The 24,074-nt window shown below is 68.6% G+C and carries 23 protein-coding genes; 16 read left to right on the top strand and 7 right to left on the bottom strand.

Features of this window, described 5'->3' with window-relative positions:
• Positions 1-5: 5 nt before the first annotated feature.
• The 6 genes from K344_RS0102365 to K344_RS0102340 are packed head-to-tail and all read left to right on the top strand — an operon-like array spanning position 6 to position 5,216.
• Positions 6-437: an ExbD/TolR family protein gene (locus K344_RS0102365; protein WP_028079330.1), complete on the top strand. Its 432-nt coding sequence runs from the start codon at positions 6-8 to the stop codon at positions 435-437.
• A 12-nt stretch (positions 438-449) separates the two neighbouring features.
• Positions 450-1,085 (top strand): PepSY-associated TM helix domain-containing protein, encoded by a 636-nt coding sequence (locus K344_RS0102360; protein WP_028079329.1) that lies wholly within the window; start codon positions 450-452, stop codon positions 1,083-1,085.
• 26 nt (positions 1,086-1,111) lie between these two features.
• A complete protein-coding gene (locus tag K344_RS0102355) occupies positions 1,112-1,624 on the top strand; it encodes a DUF2271 domain-containing protein (RefSeq protein ID WP_028079328.1) in 513 nt (170 codons plus the stop codon).
• 34 nt (positions 1,625-1,658) lie between these two features.
• The gene (locus K344_RS19735; RefSeq protein WP_051361785.1) at positions 1,659-2,537 is read left to right on the top strand and encodes a DUF4198 domain-containing protein; all 879 of its coding nucleotides are present in this window, start codon (positions 1,659-1,661) and stop codon (positions 2,535-2,537) included.
• Between the two features lie 37 nt (positions 2,538-2,574).
• Positions 2,575-3,594 (top strand): FAD:protein FMN transferase, encoded by a 1,020-nt coding sequence (locus K344_RS0102345; RefSeq protein WP_028079327.1) that lies wholly within the window; start codon positions 2,575-2,577, stop codon positions 3,592-3,594.
• Positions 3,591-5,216: a sulfite reductase subunit alpha gene (locus K344_RS0102340; protein WP_028079326.1), complete on the top strand. Its 1,626-nt coding sequence runs from the start codon at positions 3,591-3,593 to the stop codon at positions 5,214-5,216. The genes K344_RS0102345 and K344_RS0102340 overlap by 4 nt, the downstream gene beginning before the upstream one ends.
• Positions 5,217-5,445: 229 nt before the next feature.
• On the opposite strand, the gene K344_RS0102335 is transcribed toward K344_RS0102340, so the two are convergent.
• Complete coding sequence (locus K344_RS0102335) at positions 5,446-5,787, bottom strand: histidine triad nucleotide-binding protein (protein ID WP_028079325.1); 342 nt, start codon at positions 5,785-5,787, stop codon at positions 5,446-5,448.
• 87 nt (positions 5,788-5,874) lie between these two features.
• Between K344_RS0102335 and msbA the strand changes: the two genes are divergently transcribed.
• The 4 genes from msbA to kdsB are packed head-to-tail and all read left to right on the top strand — an operon-like array spanning position 5,875 to position 9,597.
• Positions 5,875-7,644, top strand: a complete 1,770-nt coding sequence (gene msbA, locus K344_RS0102330; protein WP_043113491.1) for a lipid A export permease/ATP-binding protein MsbA — start codon at positions 5,875-5,877, stop codon at positions 7,642-7,644.
• Complete coding sequence (gene lpxK / locus K344_RS0102325; RefSeq protein ID WP_028079323.1) at positions 7,641-8,639, top strand: tetraacyldisaccharide 4'-kinase; 999 nt, start codon at positions 7,641-7,643, stop codon at positions 8,637-8,639. The genes msbA and lpxK overlap by 4 nt, the downstream gene beginning before the upstream one ends.
• On the top strand, positions 8,639-8,821 hold the full coding sequence (locus K344_RS0102320) for a Trm112 family protein (protein ID WP_028079322.1): 183 nt from the start codon (positions 8,639-8,641) through the stop codon (positions 8,819-8,821). Before lpxK ends, K344_RS0102320 begins: the two co-directional genes overlap by 1 nt.
• On the top strand, positions 8,818-9,597 hold the full coding sequence (kdsB, locus tag K344_RS0102315; protein WP_028079321.1) for a 3-deoxy-manno-octulosonate cytidylyltransferase: 780 nt from the start codon (positions 8,818-8,820) through the stop codon (positions 9,595-9,597). Before K344_RS0102320 ends, kdsB begins: the two co-directional genes overlap by 4 nt.
• Positions 9,598-9,658: 61 nt before the next feature.
• Here the strand turns inward: kdsB and K344_RS19730 are convergent, their stop codons facing one another.
• Entirely contained in the window at positions 9,659-12,544 is a 2,886-nt protein-coding gene (locus tag K344_RS19730) for an Rne/Rng family ribonuclease (RefSeq protein WP_043113489.1), read from the bottom strand.
• 297 nt (positions 12,545-12,841) lie between these two features.
• Between K344_RS19730 and K344_RS0102305 the strand changes: the two genes are divergently transcribed.
• Entirely contained in the window at positions 12,842-13,762 is a 921-nt protein-coding gene (locus K344_RS0102305) for an RluA family pseudouridine synthase (protein ID WP_281169419.1), read from the top strand.
• Positions 13,763-13,985: 223 nt separating this feature from the next.
• Positions 13,986-14,657, top strand: coding sequence for an HAD-IA family hydrolase (locus K344_RS0102300; RefSeq protein ID WP_028079319.1), 672 nt, complete (start codon positions 13,986-13,988; stop codon positions 14,655-14,657).
• Here the strand turns inward: K344_RS0102300 and K344_RS0102295 are convergent.
• Entirely contained in the window at positions 14,654-15,250 is a 597-nt protein-coding gene (locus K344_RS0102295; RefSeq protein WP_028079318.1) for a Maf family protein, read from the bottom strand. The two genes, K344_RS0102300 and K344_RS0102295, sit on opposite strands and share 4 nt — an antisense overlap.
• A 73-nt stretch (positions 15,251-15,323) precedes the next feature.
• On the opposite strand from K344_RS0102295, the gene K344_RS0102290 reads away from it, so the two are divergent.
• The 4 genes from K344_RS0102290 (at position 15,324) to glk (ending at position 18,280) form a co-directional block, all read left to right on the top strand.
• Positions 15,324-15,854 carry a YceD family protein gene (locus tag K344_RS0102290; RefSeq protein ID WP_028079317.1) on the top strand — a complete coding sequence of 177 codons (531 nt, stop codon included), beginning with the start codon at positions 15,324-15,326 and terminating at the stop codon, positions 15,852-15,854.
• Between the two features lie 34 nt (positions 15,855-15,888).
• Positions 15,889-16,089, top strand: a complete 201-nt coding sequence (gene rpmF / locus K344_RS0102285) for a 50S ribosomal protein L32 (RefSeq protein ID WP_028079316.1) — start codon at positions 15,889-15,891, stop codon at positions 16,087-16,089.
• Between the two features lie 24 nt (positions 16,090-16,113).
• Positions 16,114-17,160, top strand: a complete 1,047-nt coding sequence (gene plsX, locus K344_RS0102280) for a phosphate acyltransferase PlsX (protein WP_084196872.1) — start codon at positions 16,114-16,116, stop codon at positions 17,158-17,160.
• A 106-nt stretch (positions 17,161-17,266) separates the two neighbouring features.
• Entirely contained in the window at positions 17,267-18,280 is a 1,014-nt protein-coding gene (gene glk, locus K344_RS0102275) for a glucokinase (RefSeq protein WP_028079314.1), read from the top strand.
• Between the two features lie 17 nt (positions 18,281-18,297).
• Here glk and gspF read toward each other — a convergent pair whose 3' ends face one another.
• The 4 genes from gspF to gspC form a co-directional block, all read right to left on the bottom strand.
• Positions 18,298-19,512, bottom strand: coding sequence for a type II secretion system inner membrane protein GspF (gene gspF, locus K344_RS0102270; RefSeq protein ID WP_028079313.1), 1,215 nt, complete (start codon positions 19,510-19,512; stop codon positions 18,298-18,300).
• Between the two features lie 96 nt (positions 19,513-19,608).
• Positions 19,609-21,093 (bottom strand): type II secretion system ATPase GspE, encoded by a 1,485-nt coding sequence (gene gspE, locus K344_RS0102265; RefSeq protein ID WP_028079312.1) that lies wholly within the window; start codon positions 21,091-21,093, stop codon positions 19,609-19,611.
• A gap of 4 nt (positions 21,094-21,097) precedes the next feature.
• Positions 21,098-23,176, bottom strand: coding sequence for a type II secretion system secretin GspD (gspD, locus tag K344_RS19725; protein WP_051361784.1), 2,079 nt, complete (start codon positions 23,174-23,176; stop codon positions 21,098-21,100).
• A 34-nt stretch (positions 23,177-23,210) separates the two neighbouring features.
• Complete coding sequence (gspC, locus tag K344_RS0102255; protein ID WP_028079311.1) at positions 23,211-24,068, bottom strand: type II secretion system protein GspC; 858 nt, start codon at positions 24,066-24,068, stop codon at positions 23,211-23,213.
• Positions 24,069-24,074 lie beyond the last annotated feature (6 nt).

Raw genomic sequence — 24,074 nt, 5'->3', positions numbered from 1 at the left:
CCGCCATGGCATTCGGAAGCTTCAGCGGCAACCGCAGTTCGACGCCGATGGCGGAGATCAACGTCATCCCGCTGGTCGACATCATGCTGGTGCTGCTCGTCATCTTCATCATCACCGCGCCGCTGCTGACGAACGCCGTGAAGATCGATCTGCCGAAGGCGTCGAGCGAGGCCAACGCGAGCAAGGCGGAGACGGTCCAGCTGGCGATCGACGCCGACGGCCAACTCTACTGGGACGGCGAGAAGCTCGATCGCGCCGCCGTGCTCGAGCGGTTGCGCGCGGCGGGGCAGAAGGAGCCGGCGCCGGAGCTGCACCTGCACGCCGACCGCAACACGCGCTACGAAGTGATCGCCGAGGTGATGAGCGAAGCCGGCAAGGCCGGCCTGACGAAGATCGGTTTCGTCACCGATCCTTCGCAGGCCGCGCCGGCGCCGTAGGCGGCGCGGCCGATGCGCGAGGCGACAGGCGGCGCGGGCGGCGATCCGGCGCGGCGCGCGTACTGGTTGAAGACCCTGCACCAGTGGCACTGGATCAGCGCGGCCGTGTGCCTGATCGCGATGCTGATGTTCGCGGTCACCGGCATCACGCTGAATCACGCCGCGCAGATCAAGGCGAGCCCGATCGTGACGAAACGCGACGGTCGGCTGCCGCGAGACCTTGTCGCCGAGCTGGCCGCGCCGGTGCGCGAGGGCAGGGCGGCGCTGCCCGCGGCCCTGCGCGCCTGGCTTGCCGCGGAGATCGGCGCGCATGCCGAAACCGGCGAGTGGTCGTCGGACGAGCTGTACGTCTCGCTGCCGCGTCCGGGCGGCGACGCCTGGCTGGCGATCGAGCTGCCGGATGGCGCATGGCAATACGAGCGTACGGACCGCGGCTGGATCGCCTGGCTCAACGATCTGCACAAGGGCCGCAACACCGGCGCGACATGGAACTGGTTCATCGACCTGTTCGCGGTGGCCTGCGTGCTGTTCTCGGTGACGGGCCTGTTCCTGCTTCAGTTGCACGCTTCGCGCCGTCCGGCGACCTGGCCGCTGGTCGGTCTCGGCCTGCTGATTCCTCTCATCCTGATCGTGTTGTTCCTCCACTGAAGGCGTCCCCGATGCGAACTCCTCCGATGCGTGCTTCTCTGACCGTCGCGCTGTGCGGACTGGCGTCGGCGCCGGCGCTCGCCGCCGATGTCGGCGTCAAGCTGCAGATTCCGCAACTCGACGTCGCCGAGTACCACCGTCCCTACGTGGCGGTGTGGATCGAGCGCGAGGATCAGAGCGTCGCCGCCAATCTCGCCGTCTGGTACGAGCTCGACAAGCGCAATGGCGAAGGCACGAAGTGGCTCAAGGACCTGCGCCAGTGGTGGCGTCGCGCCGGCCGCGAACTGCAGATGCCGATGGACGGTGTCAGCGGTGCGACGCGCCCGGTCGGCGAGCAGACGCTGAGCTTCGTCAGCGGCAAGGGACCGCTGCCGGAGCTGGCACCCGGCCACTATCAGCTGGTGGTCGAGGCGGCTCGCGAAACCGGCGGCCGCGAGCTCGTGAAGATTCCGTTCCAGTGGCCGGTGTCGAAGGCCCAGCAGCTGCAGGCGCAGGGCAGCAGCGAGCTCGGCAAGGTCGCGCTCGACATCAAGCCCTGATCGCGGCGCCATCCGAACATCCTGGAGTGCAGACATGAAGACTTTCACCACGACGCTTTGCCTTGCGCTGGTCGCGCTGTCGCCGCTGGGCGCGCAGGCACACAAGCAGTTTTTCGTTCCGTCATCGACGGTGCTGACGGAGAACGATCACGGGATCACGGTCGACGCCGCGGTCTCGAACGATCTGTTCTATTTCAACCACAACGGCATGAAGCTCGACGCGCTGCTGATCACCGCGCCGGACGGCAGCGCGGTGACGCCGGAGAACGTCTTCAGCGGCAAGCTGCGCAGCAGCTTCGACGTGCCATTGCAGACGGCGGGGACTTACAGGATCGCCTCGGCGAGCAATGGCGTCATGGCCAGCTGGGAGGAGGACGGTCAGCCGAAGCGCTGGCGCGGCAACGAGGCGACGTTCAAGACCGAAGTGCCGAAGGGCGCCAAGAACCTGCGCGTGACGCAGATCGTCAACCGCGTCGAGACCTTCGTCACGGTCGGCAAGCCGAGCACGGACGTCTTCAAGCCGACCGGCGTCGGTCTCGAACTGATGCCAGTCACGCACCCGAACGATCTGGTCGCCGGCGAGGCCGCGACCTTCAAACTGCTGCTCGACGGCAAGCCGGCGAACGACATCAAGGTGACGGTCATTCCCGGCGGCACGCGCTACCGCGACAGCCAGAGCGAGATCACGACCACGACGAAGGCCGACGGTGCCTTCACGATCACCTGGCCGGCGGCCGGCCTGTACTGGCTCAACGCCTCACTCGGCGGCGGCATGGAGGGGCCGGGCGAAGGTGGCGGAAAGCCCGACGCTGCCGGGCCGAAGGCCGCCGCCAGCAAGAAGAGCAAGGATGGCGCGGCGGCGGCGCCGTCGCGCCGGGTGAATTATTCGGCGACGCTCGAAGTCCTGCCCTGACCGGCCTTCCGGACCGGACTGCGCGGCCTCTGCTGCGATGAGCGCCGCCGCACAGCGGCACGTCTTCGTGCCGCTCGACTTGAGCGCGATGCCGGCGCCGCCGCCGCTCGGCGCCGGCGTGTGCCGCCTGCAGGGGCGCAGCATGGGCACGAGCTGGACGGTCTCGTTCGTGCCGGCGCCCGGCGTCGGCGAGGCGCGCGCGCTCGGCCTGATCGAAGCGGAGCTGGCGCTGGTCATCGCACAGATGAGCAGCTGGGAACCGGCATCGCAGCTGAGCCGCTTCAACGCGGCGCCGGCCGGCAGCTGGCACCTGCTGCCGGCCGCGTTCTGCGAGGTGCTCGAAGCGGCACTCGCGCTCGCGCGCGACAGCGACGGGGCCTACGATCCGACGGCCGGCGCGCTCGTCGATCTGTGGGGCTTCGGTCCGCAGCCGCGCCGCACCACGGCGCCGGCATGCGACGACATCGCCGCGGCGCTGGCGGTGAGCGGCTGGCGGAAGCTGCGCTTCGATGCCGGCCAGCGACGGGCGCGACAGCCGGGCGGCTTGCGCCTCGATCTGTCGGCGATCGCCAAGGGCTATGCCGTCGACCGCGTCTGCGCGGCGCTCGATGCGGCCGGCGTCGAGCACTATCTGGTCGAGGCCGGCGGCGAGCTGCGCGGTCGCGGCTGCAAGCCGGATGGCATGCCCTGGTGGGTGACGATCGAACGCCCGCCGGCCGCCGGCGCCTTGCCGGAAGCGCTGATCGCGCTGCACGGCCTGGCGATCGCCAGCTCCGGCGACTATCGGCGCGGTTTCGACAGCGATGGCCGCCGCTACGCGCACACCCTCGATCCGCGCAGCGGCTGGCCGCCGCGCGACGGTCCGTCGGCGGTCACCGTCGTGCATCGCTCCTGCATGCAAGCGGACGGCCTCGCCACGGCGCTCGGTGTGCTGGGCGTCGACCAGGGCGAGGCTTATGCGCGACGGCATGACGTGGCGGCGCTCCTGGTCTGGCGCGACGCCGACGGCCGCTGGCATGAACGCATCACGCCGGCGCTGGCGGCGCTGCTCGAATGACGATGCCGCGACCGTTCGACCGGAGCCTGCTGGCGCAGGCCCTGCTGGGCCTGCTGCTCGTGGCGCTCGCGTTCGCGCTCCACGGCGTGCAGACCGCGCCGCCGCCGGCGCCGCCGTCGTGCGCGCGCCTCGCGCTGGCCGGCGTCCTGCTGCTGGTCTGGCTCGGCTGCAGCGCGATTCCCTTTGCCGCGCAGCGCCGGCGCCGGCCGCCGCCGGCGCTGACTGTCGACGGCGATGACCTCCTCGTCGTCCACGCCAGCCAGACCGGCTTCGCCGAGCAGCTGGCCCGGCAGACCGCCGCCGCCTTGCAGGCGGCCGGCGTCGGCCTGCGACTGGTGTCGCTGGGCGACATGACGGCCGCGGCCCTGCAAGGCCGGCGCGCGCTGTTCATCGTCAGCACGACGGGCGAGGGCGATGCGCCGGACGCGGCCTGGCGATTCGTGCGCCGGGCCATGGCGCAAGCCGCCACGCTCGACACGCTGCGTTATGGCGTGCTGGCGCTCGGCGATCGCAGCTACGCGCGGTTCTGTGCCTTCGGTCATCAGCTGGAACACTGGCTGCGCCTGTCGGGCGCGCAGCCGCTGTTCGATCTGGTGGAGGTCGACAAGGGCGACGCCGCCGCCCTGCGCCATTGGCAGCATCATCTGCGTTCACTCGGCGGCCACGCCGAAATGGCGGACTGGCGGGCGCCGGCCTATCAGCGCGCCGAGCTGCTCGAACGCCGCTGCCTGAATCCGCGCGGCTTCGGCGCGCCGGCCTTCCATCTCCGGCTGAAACCGCCGGCGGGCGCCGGCTGGCGCGCCGGCGATCTCGTCGAGATCGGCCCCTGCAATGACGACGCGACGCTCGAGCGCTGGCTGTGCGCCGCCGGTATCGACGCCAATGCCATGGTCGGCACGGGCGCACAGCGTCAGGCCGTCGGTGTCGCCCTGCGCGATCGCCTGCTGCCGGCGATCGAAGAGGCGCGCGGCGTCGTGCATGAGGCCGAGCTGACCGCGTGGCTCGCGCGTCTGCCGCCGCTGCCGCATCGCGAGTATTCGATCGCCTCGCTGCCGCAGGACGGCGTGCTCGAACTCGTCGTGCGGCAGGTGCGTGATGCCGCCGGCCGTCTCGGCCTCGGCTCCGGCTGGCTGACCGCGCATGCGCCGGTCGGCGCCGCGCTGGCGCTGCGCGTGCGCGTCAATCGCAACTTCCATCTCGACGATCACGGCCAGCCGCTGCTCCTGATCGGCAACGGCACCGGCATCGCCGGCTTGCGCGCGCATCTCAAGGCGCGCGTCGCCGCCGGACAGCACCGCAACTGGCTGCTGTTCGGCGAACGCAGCGCACAGCACGATTTCTTCTTCGGCGACGAGATCGCGGCGTGGCAGCGTGCGGCGATGATCGAACACGTCGACCTCGCTTTTTCGCGCGATCAGGCCGAGCGCGTCTATGTCCAGCAGCGGCTCGCCGCGCGGCGTGAACGGCTCGCCGCCTGGCTTGCCGACGGTGCGCACGTGCTGGTCTGCGGCAGCCTCGAGGGCATGGCGCCGGCGGTCGACGCCGTGCTGCGCGAGGTTCTGGGCGCTTCGGCCTACGACGCCTTCGTCGAGAGCGGGCGCTATCGGCGCGACGTGTATTGAGCGTGCTTGAAGTGCGGCGCTGCCGTCCCTGGCGTGACTGCAATGCCTGATCAAGCCCTGTCCCGGCCATCCATGGCCGCACGTTCAACCCGGAAAAGAGGACATTGAGTCCTCTTTTCCGGGTCTCAGCCTGGCGGCCACTTGAACGGGCGGCCGGCCAGCCGCGATCGCCTTGGCGATCGGATCAAGCAATGCACGCAGTGCATATTCTGGCCGGCGTGCGCCGTGCTCAGCCTGGCGGCCACTTGAACGGGCGGCCGGCCAGAATATGCAAGTGCAGATGGAACACCGACTGGCCGACGGCGGCGCCGTTGTTGATGGCCAGACGGAAGGTGTCCGCGTAACCCTGCGCGGCGGCGATCTTCGGTGCGGTCAGCAGCAGATGGCCAAGCAGCGCCTGGTCCGCGGCGTCTGCCTTGCTGAGCATGGTGATCGGCTTGCGCGGCACCAGCTGGACGTGCAGCGGCGCCTGCGGATGGATGTCCTTGAAGGCCACGCACAGCTCGTCCTCGTAGACGATGTCGGCGGGGATCTCGCGATCGCAGATTTTCTCGAACAGGGTTTTGCTCATGGGCGTCTGGGGTCCGGCCGCGCCGGGCGGCTGAAGTGCGATGAAGGCTGACTTGATAGCATACCGGCCCTGTCAAAATCGAACGAAATGGCCAAAACCTCACTGGACCGCGACGCCTGGCCGACGTACCGGCGCCTGCTCGGGTATTCGTTGCCGCACTGGCGCGTCATGTTGCTGGCCGCAATCGCGACAGCGGGGCTTGCGGGAGTCGAGGCGCTGTTCGTCAAGCTGATCCAGCCTCTGCTCGATCGTGCCTTCGTCGACCAGAATCAGGCGTACATCAAGCTGATCCCGTTCTACATCATCGGCCTGTTCGTGCTGCGTGGCATCACGTCGTTTGCCTCGGTCTACGGCATGGCCTGGGTCGCGCGGCGGGTCGTCAAGGACATGCGCGAGCGTGTGTTCAACAAGCTGCTGCTGCTGCCCTCGCGCTACTACGATCGCGTCAATTCGGCGTCCCTGGTATCGCGCCTGACGTATTTCGTCGAGCAGATCGCCGAGGCGACGACGACGGTGCTGACGAGCACGTTGAAGGATTCCCTCAGCGTGCTGTTCTACATCGGCGGCATGTTCTGGCTGAACTGGCGGCTGGCATCGTTCACGCTGGTGGTGATGCCGCTGATCGCGCTGATCATCAACTACGTGACGAAGCGCTTTCGCCGCATCAGCGTGCGTATCCAGGACAGTGTCACCAAGGTCACGGAGTCGGTCGACGAGGTGGTGCTCGGCCAGCGCATCGTCAAAATCTACAACGCACAGAAGTTCGAGCGCGAGCATTTCGATCGGGTCAACGAAAACAATCGCTGGCTCAGCATGAAGATCGTTGCGACCAAGGCCGGTAGTGGTGCGCTGATCCAGTTCATTGCGGCGTGGGCAGTGGCGGCGATCGTCTATTTCGCGACGCAGCCGGCGATGCTCGAACAGATGACGCCGGGGACGTTCGCCGCTTTCATCAGCTTCATGATTTCGCTGATGCAGCCGCTGAAGAGCATGGGCGGCGTGGGTGAGAAGCTGCAGCGCGGCATCGCTGCCGGTGTCGAACTGTTCAAGGTGCTAGACGAGCCGGTCGAAGCGGCGGACGGCCCGCGCGAACTGGCCCGCGCCGAGGGCGCGATCGAATTCCGCGACGTGCACTTCCGCTACGACGGTCAGGTGCAGGATGCCTTGCGCGGCTTGAGCCTGCGCATCGAGCCGGGCCAGACCGTGGCCTTCGTCGGCAAATCGGGCAGCGGCAAGTCGACCCTGCTGGCGATGCTGCCGCGCTTCTACGATCCGAGCGGCGGCCAGATCCTGCTCGACGGGCACGATCTGCGCGAGTACCGCCTGCGCGATCTGCGTCAGCAGATCGCGCTGGTCGATCAGCAAGTCCGTCTGTTCAATGCCAGCGTCGCCGAGAACATCGCCTACGGTCTGGAGCCGATGCCGGATGCCGCGCAGATCGAGCGTGCGGCGCGCCTCGCACATGCCTGGGAATTCATCGAGAAGATGCCGGAGGGACTGAAGACCTCGATCGGCCAGAACGGCGCGAAGCTGTCCGGCGGCCAGCGTCAGCGCCTGGCGATCGCCCGCGCGCTGTTGAAGAACGCGCCGATCCTGATTCTCGACGAAGCGACCTCGGCGCTCGACACCGAGTCCGAGCGCATGATCCAGGCGGCGCTCGAAACGCTCGTCGAGGGCCGCACGACGCTGGTCATCGCGCATCGTCTGTCGACGATCCAGAACGCCGACCTGATCGTCGTGATGCAGGACGGCCGCATCGCCGAGACTGGCACGCACGACACGCTGCTCGCCGCCGAAGGCCTCTATGCGGCGCTGTACCGCATGCAGTTCGACGACGGCGGCAAGGGCACGACTTGAAGGACTGGCTGCAGCGTCGCTGGTACGCGCCGCGGCCGGCACCGCTCGCCCTGCGTCCGCTGGCGGCGCTGTACGGCGCCATCAGCCGCACGCGCAGCGCGCGCCTGCGCGCGCATGCGCAGCGCGTCGGCGTGCCGGTGATCGTGGTCGGCAACATCAGCGTCGGCGGCACCGGCAAGACGCCGTTCACGATCTGGCTCGTCGAACGTCTGCGCGAGTGGGGCTGGCAGCCCGGCGTCGTCAGCCGCGGCTATGGCGGCCGCGCGGCGGGCTATCCGCACGAGGTGCGCACCGATGACGAGCCGGCCGTTTGCGGCGACGAGCCGCTGTTGATCGCGCAGCGCGCGCGCTGTCCCGTCGTCGTCGATCCCGATCGCGTCGCCGCCGCGCGCCGGCTCGTCGCGCGCGGCGGGGTCGACATCGTCATCAGCGACGACGGTCTGCAACATCTGCGGCTGGCGCGCGACCTGGAGATCTGTCTGATCGACGGGCGGCGCGGCCTCGGCAACGGCGCGCTGCTGCCGGCCGGGCCGCTGCGCGAGCCGCCGGCGCGGCTGGCGAGCGTCGATCTCGTCGTCGTCAACGGCGCGGCGCATGCGCCATACGCGGGGGCGCTGCGCATGGATCTGGAAACCGCCGCGCCGCGCCGCCTGCTCGACGGCACGGCGCGTGAGTTCGCGGCGTTTCGTGGCGAGCGCGTGCACGCCGTCGCCGGCATCGGCGACCCTTCACGCTTCTTTGCCGGTCTGGTCGCGGCGGGGCTCGACGTGGTGCCGCACGCCTTCGGCGATCATCACGCCTATCGGCCGGCCGATCTCGCCTTCGGCGACACACGGCCGGTGCTGATGACGGAGAAGGACGCGGTGAAATGCCGGGCCTTCGCCGACGCTCGCCTGTGGGCCGTGCCGGTCGCCGCCCGGCTCTCCGAAGACGACACGGCACGTGTGCAACAATGCGCCGCCAAGCTGCGCGGCTCTGTGCCCAGGAACGCATGATGGACAAGCGATTGCTCGATATTCTGGTGTGTCCGGTGACGAAGGCGCCGCTCGAGTGGCATGCCGAGCAGCAGGAACTGTGGTGCCGCGCCTCACGGCTCGCCTACCCGGTGCGCGATGGCGTGCCGGTGATGCTCGAAGACGAAGCGCGCACGCTCAGCGACGAGGAACTGCAGGCGTGAGCGGCGAAGCGAAGGCGCTCGCGTTCAAGGTCGTGGTGCCGGCACGGCTCGGCTCGACACGGCTGCCGCGCAAGGTGCTGCGCGAGGTCGCCGGCAAGCCGGTCGTGCAGTACGTCTGGGAAGCGGCGCAGAAGGCGGGCGCCAGCCAAGTTGTGATCGCCACCGATTCGGACGAGGTCGCCAGGCTCTGCGCCGCCTTCGGCGCCGACGTGCGCATGACCGCGCCGACGCACAACTCGGGTACCGATCGCGCCAACGAGATCGCGCGCCAGGCGGGTTGGGACGCCGGCACGGTCGTCGTCAACCTGCAGGGCGACGAGCCGCTGATGCCGCCGGCGCTCGTGCGCCAGGCCGCCGAGCTGCTCGCCAACGATCCCGGCGCGGACATCGCCTCGCTGTGCCACCCGCTGCACACGCTGGACGAATGGCTCAATCCGAACGTGGTCAAGCTGGTCATGGATCGTCGCGGCTATGCGCTGTACTTCTCGCGCGCGCCGATTCCCTGGCGGCGCGAGGGTTCGACGCGCCAAGCGCCGCGCCTGCCCGACGGACTCGCCTACCGTCACATCGGTCTCTATGCCTATCGCGTCGCCGCGCTGGCCGAATTCAGCGCGCTGCCGCCGGCGCCGCTCGAGGACTGCGAGGCGCTCGAACAGCTGCGCGCGCTGACGCACGGCCTGCGCATCAAGATGGGCATCACCGACACGCCGCCGCCGCGCGGCGTCGACACCGAGGACGATCTGCAGGCTGTCGCACGGCTGCTCGCCGGCGGCTGAGCGCGTCCCGGCGCCAACGAAAAAGGCGACCTTGCGGTCGCCTTTTTCACATCCGCGGGACTCAGGCCGGCTTGTGGTCCTCGGCCTTCTCGGTCGTGCCAGTGTCGGCCGGCTGCTGCGCGACCTGCTGCGTGGCCTTCTCGAACAGCTTGAAGTAGTCCGCAGCCGGCGCCACGGCGCGGAACTGCGGCGACTCCGCCGCGGTTTCCGCCGGTGCTGCGGTCGCCGGGGTCGCCGCTGCGGCGGACGACGCTGCGCCGTTCGCCAGCTGCGTCGGCGCGTCGCGCGGCGCTTCATCGGCCGGTGCCTCGGTGACCGGCGCTTCGACGGCCGGCACGACCGCGGCGGCCGGCAGCTCAACGACCGAGGCCTCGATCGGCGCGGCCGGCACCTCGACGGCCACGGCGGCCGGCGCGGCGCTGATCACCGTCTCGGGCACCGCTTCGATGCCCGGTTCCGCTGCCACGGCGAGCGGCTCGGCACCGCTCGTATCCGCGGCGGCGACCGCAACGGCGGCGCGCGGGGCGTCTTCGTCACGGCTCACTTCGCGCAGCAGCGGCAGCTGCGTCTCGATACGCTCCTCGCGCGGCGTGGCCGCGACGGCGGCTTCGCGTTCGGCCCCGACTTCGACATTCGGCGTCGTCGCGGCATCCGCCTCCATGGCGCTGACGCTCTCTTCGCCCTCCGCCACAGCGGCGGACGTGGCCGCCGCGCGCGTGGCGTCGCGCTCACGACGATCGCGACCGCCGCGGCGCCGACGACGGCCGCCGCTGCGCGGTTCGCTGGCGGGAGCCGTGCCGTTCACGCCTTCACCCGGCTGCAGGACGTCGATTTCGCCGGCAGCCGTTTCGGCATCGGCGACGAGTCCGGCGGCGACGGCCGCCGGTGGCGTTTCCGGCCGCGCCGGCGCCGGACCCTGATTCTGTCGCGGCGGCTGTTGCGCGCCCTGCTGGCCGCCACGCTGCTGCGGCTGCTGCCCGCGCTGTTGCTGACCCTCGCGCGGCGGCTGCGGCTGGCGCTGCTGCGGCTGCTGCTGGCCGCGCTGCTCCTGGCTGCGCGACGCATTCTGCTGGCGCTCGCCGCGCGGCTGGTTCTGCTGGCCGCGCTGCTGCTGTCCGCCGCGCTCGCCGCGCTCGCGGCGCTGCGGGTCGCGGCCGCCGCGGCGCTCGTCGCGGCGGCCCTGATCGCGGCGCTGTGGCTGCGCCGGCGGGGTGACCGGCTGTGCCGCGCCGCCGCCGAAGCCGAGCAGGCGCAGCAGGCGCTTCCAGAAGCCTTCGCCGCTGCCGGCGCTCACCGGCTGCACGACGACCTGCACCGGCTGCTGGATGACGACCGGCGCCGGCGTCGACGGCAGGATCTGCTTGACCGCCGGCTCCGTCAGCACGCGCTGCACGGTCGCCGTCTTGCCGATCTCTTCCTGCGCCTTGGCGTCGAAGTCCTGTGCCAGCTGGTAGCTGATGCTGCTGTTGTTGTCCTGCTGCAGGTGATCGGCGCGCACGCGACGGATTTCGTAGTTCGGCGTGTGCAGCGACGGATTCGGCACCAGCGTCACGTAGGTGCGGTAGCGCGCCTCGATCTCGCGCACGGCGAGACGCTTTTCGTTGAGCAGGAAGGTGCCGACGTCGACCGGCACCTGGGCGATGACGCGGCCGGTGCGGTCCTTCATCGCCTCTTCCTCGATCAGGCGCAGGATCGACAGCGCGAGCGATTCGACGCTGCGGATGTGGCCGCGGCCCAGGCAGCGCGGGCAGGGGATCTGCGTGTGCTCGCCGAGGCTCGGACGCAGGCGCTGGCGCGACAGCTCGAGCAGGCCGAAACGCGAGATCTTGCCGAGCTGGATGCGGGCGCGGTCCATCTCGACCGCTTCCTCGAGGCGCTTCTCGACTTCGCGCTGATTCTTCGACGAGTTCATGTCGATGAAGTCGATGACGATCAGGCCGCCGAGGTCGCGCAGGCGCAGCTGGCGGGCGATTTCGTCCGCCGCTTCGAGGTTGGTGTTGAACGCCGTGTCCTCGATGCTGCCGCCGCCGGTCGCCTTCGCCGAGTTGATGTCGATCGCGGTCAGCGCTTCCGAAGGGTCGATGACGATCGAGCCGCCGGACGGCAGGCGCACGGTGCGTTCATGCGCCAATTCGATCTGCGATTCGATCTGGAAGCGCGAGAACAGCGGGATTTCGTCCTTGTAGATTTTCAGCCGCGGCAGGTTCTGCGGCATCACATGTTCCATGTGCGTCTTCGCCTGCTCGTAGATCTCGGGGTTGTCGATCACGACTTCGCCGATGTCGGCACGCAGGTAGTCGCGCAGGGCGCGCAGGATGATGTTGTTTTCCTGGTAGATGAGGAACGCGCCCTGGCGCTCGGCGGCGGCCTTCTCGATCGCCGCCCAGATCTCGATCAGGTAGTTGGCGTCCCACTGCAGTTCGTCGACGGTGCGGCCGACACCGTTGGAGCGGATGATCACGCCCATGCCGTCCGGGATCTGCAGCTTCTCGAGCGCCTCCTTGGCTTCCTCGCGCTCGTCGCCCTCGGCGCGACGCGACACGCCGCCGGCCTTCGGATTGTTCGGCATCAGGACCAGATAGCGGCCGGCCAGCGAGACGAATGTCGTCAGCGCCGCGCCCTTGTTGCCGCGCTCTTCCTTCTCGACCTGGACGATGATCTCCTGGCCTTCCTGCAACTGCTCGCGCAGGTTGCCGCTCGACTTGCCGTCCTTGAAGTAGTTCCTGGCGATTTCCTTTACGGGCAGGAAGCCGTGGCGCTCGGCGCCGTAGTCGATGAAGCAGGCTTCGAGCGAGGGCTCGACGCGCGTGATGCGGCCTTTGTAGACGTTGCCCTTTTTCTGTTCGCGGGCGGCGGTTTCGATGTCAAGGTCCTGTAGCTTCTGTCCGTCGACGATCGCCACGCGCAGCTCCTCGCGCTGCGTGGCATTGATCAAGATGCGCTTCATGTGAAAAGTCCTGTGATGCGCGGCGACCGGCGACGGTGGACTCGTCCCGGATTCGGCACTGTTCGCGAATCGTCATGGAGTCTCCCGGCGCTTTTGCGCGCGATATGGTTCTAACTGGCGCCGCATGCGCGCGAGAGCAGCGCCGCGGCTGGAATTCGGAGCGGATGTCGGGCTGATACAATGCATGCACGCCCTGCATCTCATTTTTCTTCCGTAACCGTCGAATCGGGAACGGAATTTCTACCTGATTCGACGGAAGTTCCTATTTTGACACAAGATCGTCCACAAGTCAGATACGTGAAGGCGGGCGCCAACGATACCGGCCAGCGGATCGATAATTTCCTTTTGAAACAGCTGCCTGGCGTGCCGAAGTCACACGTCTACCGGCTCCTGCGCTCGGGCCAGGTGCGCGTCAACGGCGGCCGCGTCAAGGCCGAACGAAAGCTTTCGTCCGGCGACGAAGTTCGCATTCCGCCGGTTCGCGCCGCCGATAAAGCACAAATCGCCCGCGCGCCGGATGCCGTGCTGAATCGCCTGCGCGAGGCCATCGTCCACGAAGACGAGCATTACCTCGCCATCTGCAAGCCCGCCGGCCTCGCCGCGCACGCCGGCAGCGGCGTGCCATACGGCGTCATCGAAGCCGTGCGGGCCTGGAACAAGTACGAGTTCATCGAGCTCGCGCATCGCCTCGACCGCGACACCAGCGGCGTGCTGCTGCTGGCCAAGACGCGCCCGGCGCTGCTGCGCGCGCAGCGCGCGCTGAAGAACGGCGAGGCCGAGAAGCGCTACTTCGCGCTGCTGATCGGCAAGTGGCGCGGCGAGGACCGCGACGTCGACGCGGCGCTGGTCAAGAGCCGCATCGCCTCCGGCGAACGGCGCATGAAGGTCGACGACGACGACGGCAAGCCGTCCAAGTCGCGCTTCTCGCCGAAGGCGCGCTACCGCGACGCGACGCTGTGCGAGGTGCAGATCTTCTCCGGCCGCACCCACCAGATTCGCGTGCACGCGCTGGCGCTCGGCCATCCGGTCGCCGGCGACACCAAGTACGGCGAGCGCGAGGACAACAAGCCGCTGCGCGAACTCGGCCTCAAGCGCATGTTCCTGCACTCGCACTTCCTCAAGTTCAACGCCGAAGGCGAGCTGCCGAAGCTGATCGTCAACGCCGCGCTGCCGGACGAGCTGCGCGAAGTGCTCGACAAGCTGCCGCGCGCGCGCTGAGCGAGCCGATGCGGTCGATCAAGCTGGTCTTCGTCGATCGGCATGGGTGAGCCGCCGCGCCGGTGAAGCGCAGCTTCACGCGGCAGCGAACGCCCGGCCACGGAGCGTTTACCTTTGGCGAGGAGGGACTTGATGTCACTCCGAGTTGGGTAAACGCCGGGCCGGGGTTCGATCAGGAGACGAGGTTGCGCCAGGGATCGCCGCGCCGGTCCAAAGAAACGCCATGCAGCAGATCAAGCTCATCATTTTCGACTGGGACGGCACATTGGCCGACTCCGCCGCCATGATCGTCGGTGCCATGCAGCGCGCCATCGCCGCCCTGCGGCTGCCGGCGCGTTCCGACGAGGCGATCCGCGAACTGATCGGGCTGAGCCTCGACGACGGCCTGCGCCGGTTGTATCCGGATGCCGATGTCGGACATATCCGCGGTCTGCTCGATCATTACCGCGCGCACTGGCTCGCCGAGGGCGCCGGCGAGGCGCCGCTGTTCGCCGGCGGACTCGATGCGCTGCGCGCGCTGCACGGCGACGCTTTGCGGCTGGCGGTCGCGACCGGCAAGAGCCGGCGCGGACTCGATCGCTCGCTTGCGCATCATGTCGAGGTACGCGATCTGCTCATCAATTCGCGCACCGCCGACGAGACCGCCGCGAAGCCCGATCCGCGGATGCTGATGGAACTGCTCGCCGACGAAGGCCTGCGCGCCGAAGAGGCACTGATGATCGGCGACACCGAGTACGACATGGCGATGGCAGGCGCGATCGGCATGCCGGCGCTCGGCGTGACCTGCGGCGTGCACGCACCGCGCCGCCTGCTCGACGCCGGCGCGCAGGCCTTGCTCGAAGGCGTCGCCGATCTGCCGGGCTGGCTGCGCATGGCGCGGCGCGGCGCGGCCTAAGGCAGCGCGAGACCGGCCTGCGCCAGCAGCCGGCGCACGCTGATCAGCGGCAGGCCGATCAGGGCGGTCGGATCGTTGCTCTCGATCGCTTCGAACAGGGTGATGCCGTAGCCCTCGCACTTGAAGCTGCCGGCGCAGTCGAGCACGTCCTCGGCGGCGAGGTAGCGTTCGATCTCGCCGCTGCTCAGCGCGCGAAAGCGCACGGTCGTCACGTCGAGCGCCGTCAGGCACCGGGTGCCGCGCAGCAGGGCGACGGCGGTGAGGAAACGCAGCTCGCGGCCGCTGCAGCGGGCCAGCTGCGCCCGCGCGCGGGCGGGCGTGCCGGGCTTGCCGAGGATTTCGTCATCGATCGCGGCGGCCTGGTCGGAACCGAGAATCCAGGCGTCCGCGTGCCGGCCGGCGAGGGCGGTGGCCTTGGCGACGGCGAGGCGCCGCGTCAGCGCCTCGACGCTCTCGCCGGGCCGCGGCGTTTCGTCGACCTGCGAGGCTTCGGCCAGGAAAGGAATGCGCAGGCGCGCGAGCAGTTCGGCGCGATAGCGCGAGCCTGACGCCAGGATCACCGCGGCAGTGGCGTTCGGGGCAGGTTTAAGCATTGGAATTCTTTGACTTTTGGCAGGCGCGTGACTATGATTCGCGCCCTTTTTGAGGACCGCGACCGGAGCGGCCATGCCGATTCCGCAAAGCGTCAGGGCATCGACCGCCGTTGCACAGCAGCAAGCGTATCGCGGCACCCTGCCGGTGTGCAGCTTCGAGCGCCTGCTGCCGTCGCTGGCGGATGACGCCGGCGAACTGGGAATCGAGCTGCAGGCCGGCAAGGCGCAGGGTCGCGTCATGCTGCAGGGCACGATCGGCGGCACGCTCACCCTGCGTTGTCTGCGCTGCGAGCAGGCCTATGCCTGGCCGGTGGATGTGCAGGTCGACCTGCGGCTGGTCGACAGCGAAGAGGAAGAGCAGGCCGTCCTGCACGAGGCGGACCCGTATCTGGTGCAGGACGACCAGCTGCTCCTGCGTGAGATCGTCGAGGACGAGCTCCTGCTGGCGCTGCCGATGCTGCCGCGTTGTGAAACGTGCGAAAATATCGTCCGGGCCGGGGCCGTCGAGGCATCGCCGGAAACGCAGGCGTCCACCGAGGGCGATGCGCGCGGGAAGGAAAACCCGTTCGCGGCGCTCAAGGGGCGGCTGGGTAAACAAAGCTAAAGAGTGAAGGGCATCGGCCCGACGGAGTTGAAACATGGCAGTCCAGGATTCCAAGAAGTCCCGTGCGAAGAGCGGCCACCGCTACGCGCACTGGAAGAACAAGGCGCAGGCCCCGGCCCTGTCGACCGACCCGACCTCGGGCGAAACGCATCGCCGTCACCACGTGACCGCCGACGGCTACTACCGCGGCAAGAAGGTCATCGACACGGCTCCGGCGGCTGACGCCGGCGAGTAAGCGGGCGTGCCGCCGGGCGTGCCCGTGACGGCTCCCGTCGTTCTAGCGATCGACGCCATGGGCGGCGATCACGGTCTGAAAATGACCGTGGACGCCGCTCTTCTGGCGTTGGCGGAACATCCAGGCCTGCAGCTGATTCTGGTCGGCGACGAGCCGCAGATGGCGGCGGCGTTGAAGGCGCGCAAGCCCGAGTCCGCACGGCTGGAGCGCATCACGCTGCAGCACGCCTCGGAAGTCGTCGGCATGGACGAATCGCCGTCGAAGGCGCTGCGCAACAAGAAGGATTCGTCGCTGCGCGTCGCCATCAATCTGGTGCGCGAGCGCCGCGCGCAGGCGATCGTGTCGGCCGGCAACACCGGCGCCCTGATGGCGACCGCCAAGTTCGTCCTCAAGACCCTGCCCGGCATCGACCGTCCGGCGATGATCTCGCCGATTCCGTCGATGAATGGTCATGTGCACATGCTCGATCTCGGCGCCAACGCCGAGTGCACGGCCGAGCAGCTCTTCCAGTTCGCGGTGATGGGTTCGGCGCTGGTCACGGCGGTGCACGGCATCGCCCGTCCGCGCGTCGCCCTGCTCAACATCGGCGAGGAAGAGATCAAGGGCAACGAGATCATCAAGCAGACCGCACAGCTGCTGCAGGCCTCGCAGCTCAACTACGCCGGGTTCGTCGAAGGCGACGGCGTGTTCCTGCGCGATTTCGACGTCGTGGTCTGTGACGGCTTCACCGGCAACATCGCGCTGAAGACCGGCGAGGGCGTCGCCAAGCTGATCTACCACTACATCAAGCAGGAATTCACCCGCTCGGTGTTCACCAGGCTCGCTGCGCTCGCGGCGATGCCGGCGCTCAAGGCGCTCGGCAAGCGCATGGACCCGCGCAACTACAACGGCGCGAGCTTCGTCGGCCTCAACGGCATCGTCATCAAATCGCACGGCAGCGCCGACGCCACGGCGTTCACCTCGGCCATCCGCGTCGCCGTGCGCGAAGTGCAGAACGACGTGCCGGCGCGAATCTCGCGTCTGCTCGAAATCGCCCTGCCGCAGGTCCCGAAGGCGGCGAGCGGCAGCTGACGCGGACGGCGCCCGCACTGGCTCGCGGGCGAATGCAGATCGCATCGCCGCGTCCTGCGCCTCTAGAATGACGGCCCCCGCGCTTGCAGCGTGCTACGAGGCCACCATGGCTGCGAGGTCCGAACTGCCCATTCTCGTCGCCGACATCGGTGGCACCAACGCGCGTTTCGCCCTGGCGACCGCCGACGAACGACGCCGCCCCGTGCTGGAGCAGATTCTCGAGCTGCGTGGTGCCGACTACGCGACCCTGGGCGATGCGGCGCGGCACTATCTGCAGACGAGCGGCGCGACGGTCGAGGAAGCCGTGTTCGCCGTCGCTTCGCCGGTGACCGGAGACCAGATCAAGATTACCAACAATCCGTGGAGCTTCTCGGTGCAGGCGCTGCGCGCCGAGCTGCGTCTGCACGCGCTGTGGCTCATCAATGATTTCGCCGCGATCGGCTACGCGATCTCGCATCTCGGCCCGGAAGACGTGCGGCCGATCGGCGCCATGCCCGAGCGGCTCGCGCGCGATCGGACCGACGGCCATTACTCGGTGCTCGGCCCCGGCACCGGCCTCGGCGTCGGGCGCGTGCTGCTGCGGCACGGCGAGGCGATCATTCTCGAGACCGAGGGCGGCCACGTCGGCTTCGCGCCGGGCAACACCTACGAGCTGAAAGTGCTCGAACGGCTGCTGCGCCAGTATTCGCGCGTCTCGGCCGAGCGCCTGCTGTGCGGACCCGGCTTGCTCAATCTCTATCGCGCCGTCGGCGAGATCGAAGGCCTGCGCTGCGACGCCGAGACGCCGGCGCAAGTCAGCGAACAGGCCAATGCGCAGCCCGACGGTCTCGCCGGCCGCACCGTCGCGCTGTTCTGCGAACTGCTGGGCTGCTTCGCCGGCGACACGGTGCTGACGCACGGCGCCTGGGATGGCGTCTATCTCGCCGGTGGCATCACGCTGAAGCTGCTGCCCTGGCTCGAACGCGGCGGCCTGCGGCGCCGCTTCGAGCAGAAAGGGCGCTTCGAGGCGCTGCTGAGCGGCATACCGACGCTGGCGATCACGCATCCGCACGTCGGCCTGCTCGGTTCGGCGGCCTGCGCCTTCGGCATGCATGAGCGCCGCGCCGCGCTGCACGGCTGAGCGCGCGGCGGCGGTGCTTACTTGACGAGCTGATTGAGGTCGAAGATCGGCACCAGGATCGCCAGCACGATCAGCAGCACGATGCCGCCCATGACGACGATGAGCGCCGGCTCGAAGATGCTGACCGTGGTCTGCACCAGCATCTCGACCTCGCGCTCCTGATTCTCGGCCGAGCGGTCGAGCATTTCGTCGAGGCGGCCGGAAGCTTCGCCGCTGGCGATCAGATGCACCGTGATCGGCGGGAAGAGCTTGCTGGCGGCGAGCGAGCGCGACAGCGACGCGCCTTCGCGGACCTTCAGCGCGGCATCGTCGATCGCTTCGCGCATCGGCAGGTTGCTGACGACCTGCGTGCCGATGCGCATGGCGTCGAGGATCGGCACGCCGGAACCGAACAGGATGCCCAGCGTGCGCGTGAAGCGGCCGGTGTTGGAGCCGCGCGTCAGGCGTCCGATCAGCGGCAGGCGCAGCACGAACAGGTGCACGCGACGGCGGAACGGCGCCGCGCGCATCATGCGCGTGAAGACGAAGACGCCGATCGCGATGAGGATCAGCAGATAGATGCCCCATTCGCGCAGGAAGTTCGATACCGCGATCAGCGCGCGCGTCAGCAGCGGCAGCTGGGCGCCGATGCTGTCGAACACGCCGACCACCTGCGGCACGACGTAGGTGAGCAGGGCGACGACGACGCCGAGGGCGACGACGGTGAGGATCACCGGATAGATGAGCGCCAGGCTGACGCGCGACTTCAACTGCTGGCGGCGCTCGACGTAATCGGCGAGGCGTTCGAGGATGTAGTCGAGCTTGCCCGATTGCTCGCCGGCCTCGACGGTGGCGCGGAACAGCGTCGGGAAGGCGTTCGGGAACTGGTTCAGCGAGTGCGCCAGCGCGTTGCCCTCGACGACGCCGGCACGCACGCCGAGCGCGATGCGCTTGACGCGCTTGCCCTCGCTCTGTTCGCTGACCGCGGTCAGCGCTTCGTCGAGCGGCAGGCCGGAGCGCACGAGGATCGCCAGCTGGCGCGTGAACAGCGCGAGTTCGGCGGTGGAGATGCTGCCGCCGCGCGTGAACGGCGAGCCGCCGTGCACGCGTCCTTCGGAAACCTGCGTGACGTCGAGCGGCGTCAGCCCGCGCTCACGCAGCAGCTGGCGCGCATGGCGCGGCGTGTCGCCCTCGATGAGGCCCTTCTTCTGCCGGCCCTGCGCGTCGAGCGCGCTGTATTCGTAGGCAGCCATCGCTCAGGGGTGATTCGTGATTCGTGATTCGTGATTCGCAAGCGGTGCCGCGAGTTTCATAACCGTTTCCTGATCACCCATCACCGATCATGCCGCTCATTCCTCGATCGTCACGCGCAGCACTTCGCGCACGGTCGTCTGGCCGGCGATCACCTTGTTGCGGCCGGACTGCAGGATGCCGGGGCTCTGCGTGCGCGCGTAGGCCTCGAGCTGCTGCTCGGAAGCGTTGTCGTGAATCATCGCCTCGAGCTTGCGGTCGACCTCGATGACTTCGTGAATGCCGGTACGGCCGAGGAAGCCGGTGTGGCGGCAGGCCGGGCAGCCGACCGGCTTGAACAGCTGCAGCGCCAGCTTCGGATCGAGGCCGAGCTGCTCCTTCTCCGCCGTGCTCGCTTCGTAGGGTTCCTTGCAATGCTTGCAGAGCTGGCGCACCAGGCGCTGCGCCATCAGGCCGATCAGCGAAGACGAGAGCTGGTAGGGCTCGACGCCCATGTCGCGCAGGCGCGTCACCGCGCCGACGGCGGTGTTGGTGTGCAGCGTCGACAGCACGAGGTGGCCGGTCTGCGAGGCCTGCACGGCGATCTGCGCGGTCTCGAGATCGCGGATTTCGCCGACCATCACCACGTCCGGGTCCTGGCGCAGGATGGCGCGCAGGCCGCGCGCGAACGTCATCTCGACCTTGGTGTTGACCTGCGTCTGGCCGACGCCGTCGATGTAGTACTCGATCGGATCCTCGACGGTCATGATGTTGCGCGAGCGGTCGTTGAGCTGCGACAGCGCCGCGTACAGCGTCGTGGTCTTGCCCGAACCGGTCGGGCCGGTGACCAGGAGGATGCCGTAAGGGTGATGGATGATGCGCTTGAGCGCGCTGATCGAATGTTCGTCGAGGCCGAGCTGTTCCAGGTCGAGCTTCTCGGCCTGCTTGTCGAGGATACGCATCACCACGCGTTCCAGGTTGACGCCGGTCGGGATCGTCGACACGCGCACGTCGACCTTGCGGCCGCCGAAGGCGCGCGAGATGCGGCCGTCCTGCGGCAGGCGCTTCTCGGCGATGTCGAGCTTGGCCATGACCTTGATGCGCGACACCAGGCGCGGCGCCAGCTGCTTCGGCGGCGCCAGCACCTCGCGCAGCACGCCGTCGACGCGGAAACGGATCTGCAGGCGGCTCTCGAAGCTCTCGATGTGGATGTCCGAGGCGTTCTCGCGGATCGCCTCGACCAGCAGGCCGTTGATGAACTTGATGACCGGCGCGTCGTCGTCCGACTCGAGCAGGTCCTGGCTGTCCTGCAGTGCCGCCGCCAGGGCGTCTAGATCGGCGTCCTCGTCCTGCAGGCGGTCCATCAGGCTCGCCGTCGCCGAGGTCTGGCCTTCATAGGTGCGCGACAGCAGCGCGTCGAATTCGGCCGGCGTGACCGGCTGCAGCTTCAGCGGACGGCCGACGAAACGGCGCGTCTCCTGCACGGCGTCGATGGCGACGCCGGGCCGCGTCACGGCGATCACGTGATCGCCGCGATCCTCGGTGACGATGAGGCCGTGCCGCTTCGCGAACGTGAATGGCGGGCGCCGCAGGGATGCGTCCATGACCTCAGTTCTGCGGCGCGGTCGTGTCGGCCGGATGCTGTTCGGCCGAGCCGGGCGGCGTGCTCGGCGCCGGCTTCTCGGCCGCATTCGGCGCGGGTGCCAGCGGCGGCAGCGTCGGCGTGGCGCTCGGTGCCGGGGCCGCCGCTGGCGGCACGGTGGCCGGCGGGTTGTCATTGAGCAGCTCGTTGTACGGGCGCAGCAGCGGATTGCCCTTGCCGCCGACGGCGTTCGCGGCGTCGATCAGGCTCTGCTGCACGGTCGCGTACTTCTTGCGCGAGTAGTAGTCGATCTCGTTGCCCTTGCGCAGGATCGACGGACGGATGAACAGCATCAGGTTCTGCTTGGTCTTCTTGATCGACGAGCTGCGGAACAGGCCGCCGAAGAAGGGAATGTCGGCGAGGAAGGGAATCGCCGTCTGCGAGGTCTGGATCTGGTCGTCGATGAGGCCGCCGATGACGAGGATCTGCCCGCTTTCCATGCCGACCACGTTGCTCAGCGTGCGCTTGTTGGTGATCAGGTTCGACGAGCCCGCCGTGCCGCTGGCGATGCCGGAGATTTCCAGGTTGAGCTTCAGCTTGACGCTGTTGCCTTCGCCGCTGATCTGCGGCGTCACCGACAGCGTGGTGCCGACGTCCTTGCGGTCGATGGTCTGGAAAGGATTGACCGAGCCGGTGGTGCTGGTCGTGCCGGTGTTTGCGTAGCTGCCGGACAGGAACGGCACTTCCTGGCCGACCGAGAACTTGGCTTCTTCGTTGTCGAGCGTGACCAGTGTCGGCGTCGACAGCACGTTGGTGTTGCCGTCGCCGCGCAGCGCCTGCAGCAGCACGCCGAAGATGGTGTTGCCGTGCTGGCCGCCGGCGACGAGGTTGATGCCGGAGCTGAGCGCGCTGGCCGCGGCCGAGACTTCGCCGGTCGTCGCGTAGTTGGTGATCGCGGTCGACACCGAATCGCTGAGGATGCCGGCGCCGGCGATGCTGTCCGGGTTGTACACCGCCCAGTTCACGCCGACGTCGCGCTGCTTGTTGGCGCTGACCTCGGCGATGATGCCTTCGACCAGCACTTGCGCGCGCTGGATGTCGAGCTGGGCGATGACGTCGCGGATCTGTCGCATGGTCTTCGGCGGTGCCGTGATGATCAGCGAGTTGGTGTCCTTGTCGGACAGCACGCGCGTGTCGCCGTTGCCGCCGCCGCTGCCGGAGCCCACCGTCGGCGCGGCATTGGCGGCGGTGGCGGCGCCGCTCTTCTGCGACGACTGCTTCACCTGCTGCGCATAGCCTTCGAGAATCGGCGCCAGATTCTCGGCGCTGGCATAGCGCAGGTAGACGACCTGCGTGGCGCCGCCGTCCGGCAGCTCGACGTCGAGCTGCCGGACGATGTCGATCAGGCGTGCGCGGTCGGCCTTGTCGCCGCCGATCAGGATGTTGTTGCTGCGTTCGTCGGCGATGATCGTCGCCGGCTTGCTGGCCGGATCGGCGGCCTTGTCCTGCTGCACCATGGTCGTCAGCGTGCGCACGACTTCCGGCGCCGACGCGAACTGCAGGTGGATGTTCTCGATGTCGCGATCGCCCGCCTGGTCCATCTGCCGGATCAGCGCGCCGATGCGCGCGACATTGGCGGCGCGGTCGGCGACGATCAGCGTGTTGTTGGCCTGGTAGGCGGCGAGGTGCGCCCACTGCGGCATCAGGGGACGCAGGATGGGCACGAGCTGCGCGGCGGAAACGTTCTCCAGCTGGAAGACGTGCGTGACGATCTCGTCGCGCGCCAGGTGCGTGCCGTCGGAGTTGTAGGCGCCGCCCTCCCACTTCACGTTCGCGTCCGGAATGATCTTGATGGCGCCGCCCGACGGCACTGCCGCGAAACCATTGACCTGCAGCACCGCGAGGAAGGTCTCGTAGAGGGCGTTGGAGTTCATCGGCGAGGCCGAGATCACCGTGACCTTGCCCTTGACGCGGCTGTCGACGATGAAGTTCTTGCCGGTGACATCGCTGACCGTGGCGATCAGCGTGTTGATGTCGGCGTCCTTCAGGTTCAGGGTGATATCCGCATGGGCGGGCGCAGCCGACAGCCAGACAAGCGCCGCCATCGCGCAAACGAGAGGTTTGCGGAGCTTCATAAGATCAATTCAGATTCACGTTCAAGGTCTGGGTCTGGCCACCGCGCTCGACGGTCACCGAAACGCTGCTGGCCTGGGATAGCTCGGTCAGCATTTGCAGGGCTTTCTGGCTGTCGTCGAGCTGTACGCCGTTGACCGACGTTACCAGATCGCCGGGGCGCAGGCCCAGTTGGTTGAAGGCGCCGCGCTCGCGGCCCGGATAGACGCGGAAGCCCTTGAGCTGGCCGTTGATGTTGGCCGGCTGGATGCGGATGTACTGCGAGGCCTTGCTCGGGTCGGTCATGATCTCGGTTCGGATGCGCGCGATCTGCGAGCTGTCGGCGCTGGGCGTGCGCGGCGTTTCGGCGACATCGCCGCCCGGTGCGTCCTTGTTGAGACGCAGCGTTTCCAGCTGGCCATTGCGCGACAGCACGACGCGGTCCGGGAAGATCGCCTGCAGGCTGACGCCACGCACGATGTCGTCGCCGATCGCGTATGGCTTTTCGTCACCTTCGCCGCCGGCGATCAGGGCACGCGAGTCGTGCTCGGTGGTCGCGGCCAGGATGCCGAACAGGGTGAGCGACAGGCGCGTGTCCGGCGCTTCGGCGGCGTTCTGGCCGGTCGGCACCGGCTGCCAGACGCCGAACAGATGCGCGTCGGCGAGCGCGGTGACGTTCGGCTCGTGCCGTGCCGTCGTCTGCGCCGGCGGCAGGGCGGGCGGCTGCCAGCGGCCGGCTTCCGGCACCGGCATCAGCGCCCACAGCAGTTTCGCCGCGAGATAGGCGAGCAGCGCGACGAGCAGCAGGGAAACGGCCGACGGCAAGCGGCGGCCGTGCCGCTCGTAAAGCCGGCTGACCGTCTGCAGGGAAACGCTGGGATTCATGGGCGC

This window comes from Solimonas soli DSM 21787 (assembly GCF_000474945.1).
GTDB classification, from domain to species: domain Bacteria; phylum Pseudomonadota; class Gammaproteobacteria; order Nevskiales; family Nevskiaceae; genus Solimonas; species Solimonas soli.
Note: the sequence above shows the minus strand (reverse complement) of the source record. Positions and strands in the feature narration are given on the sequence as shown.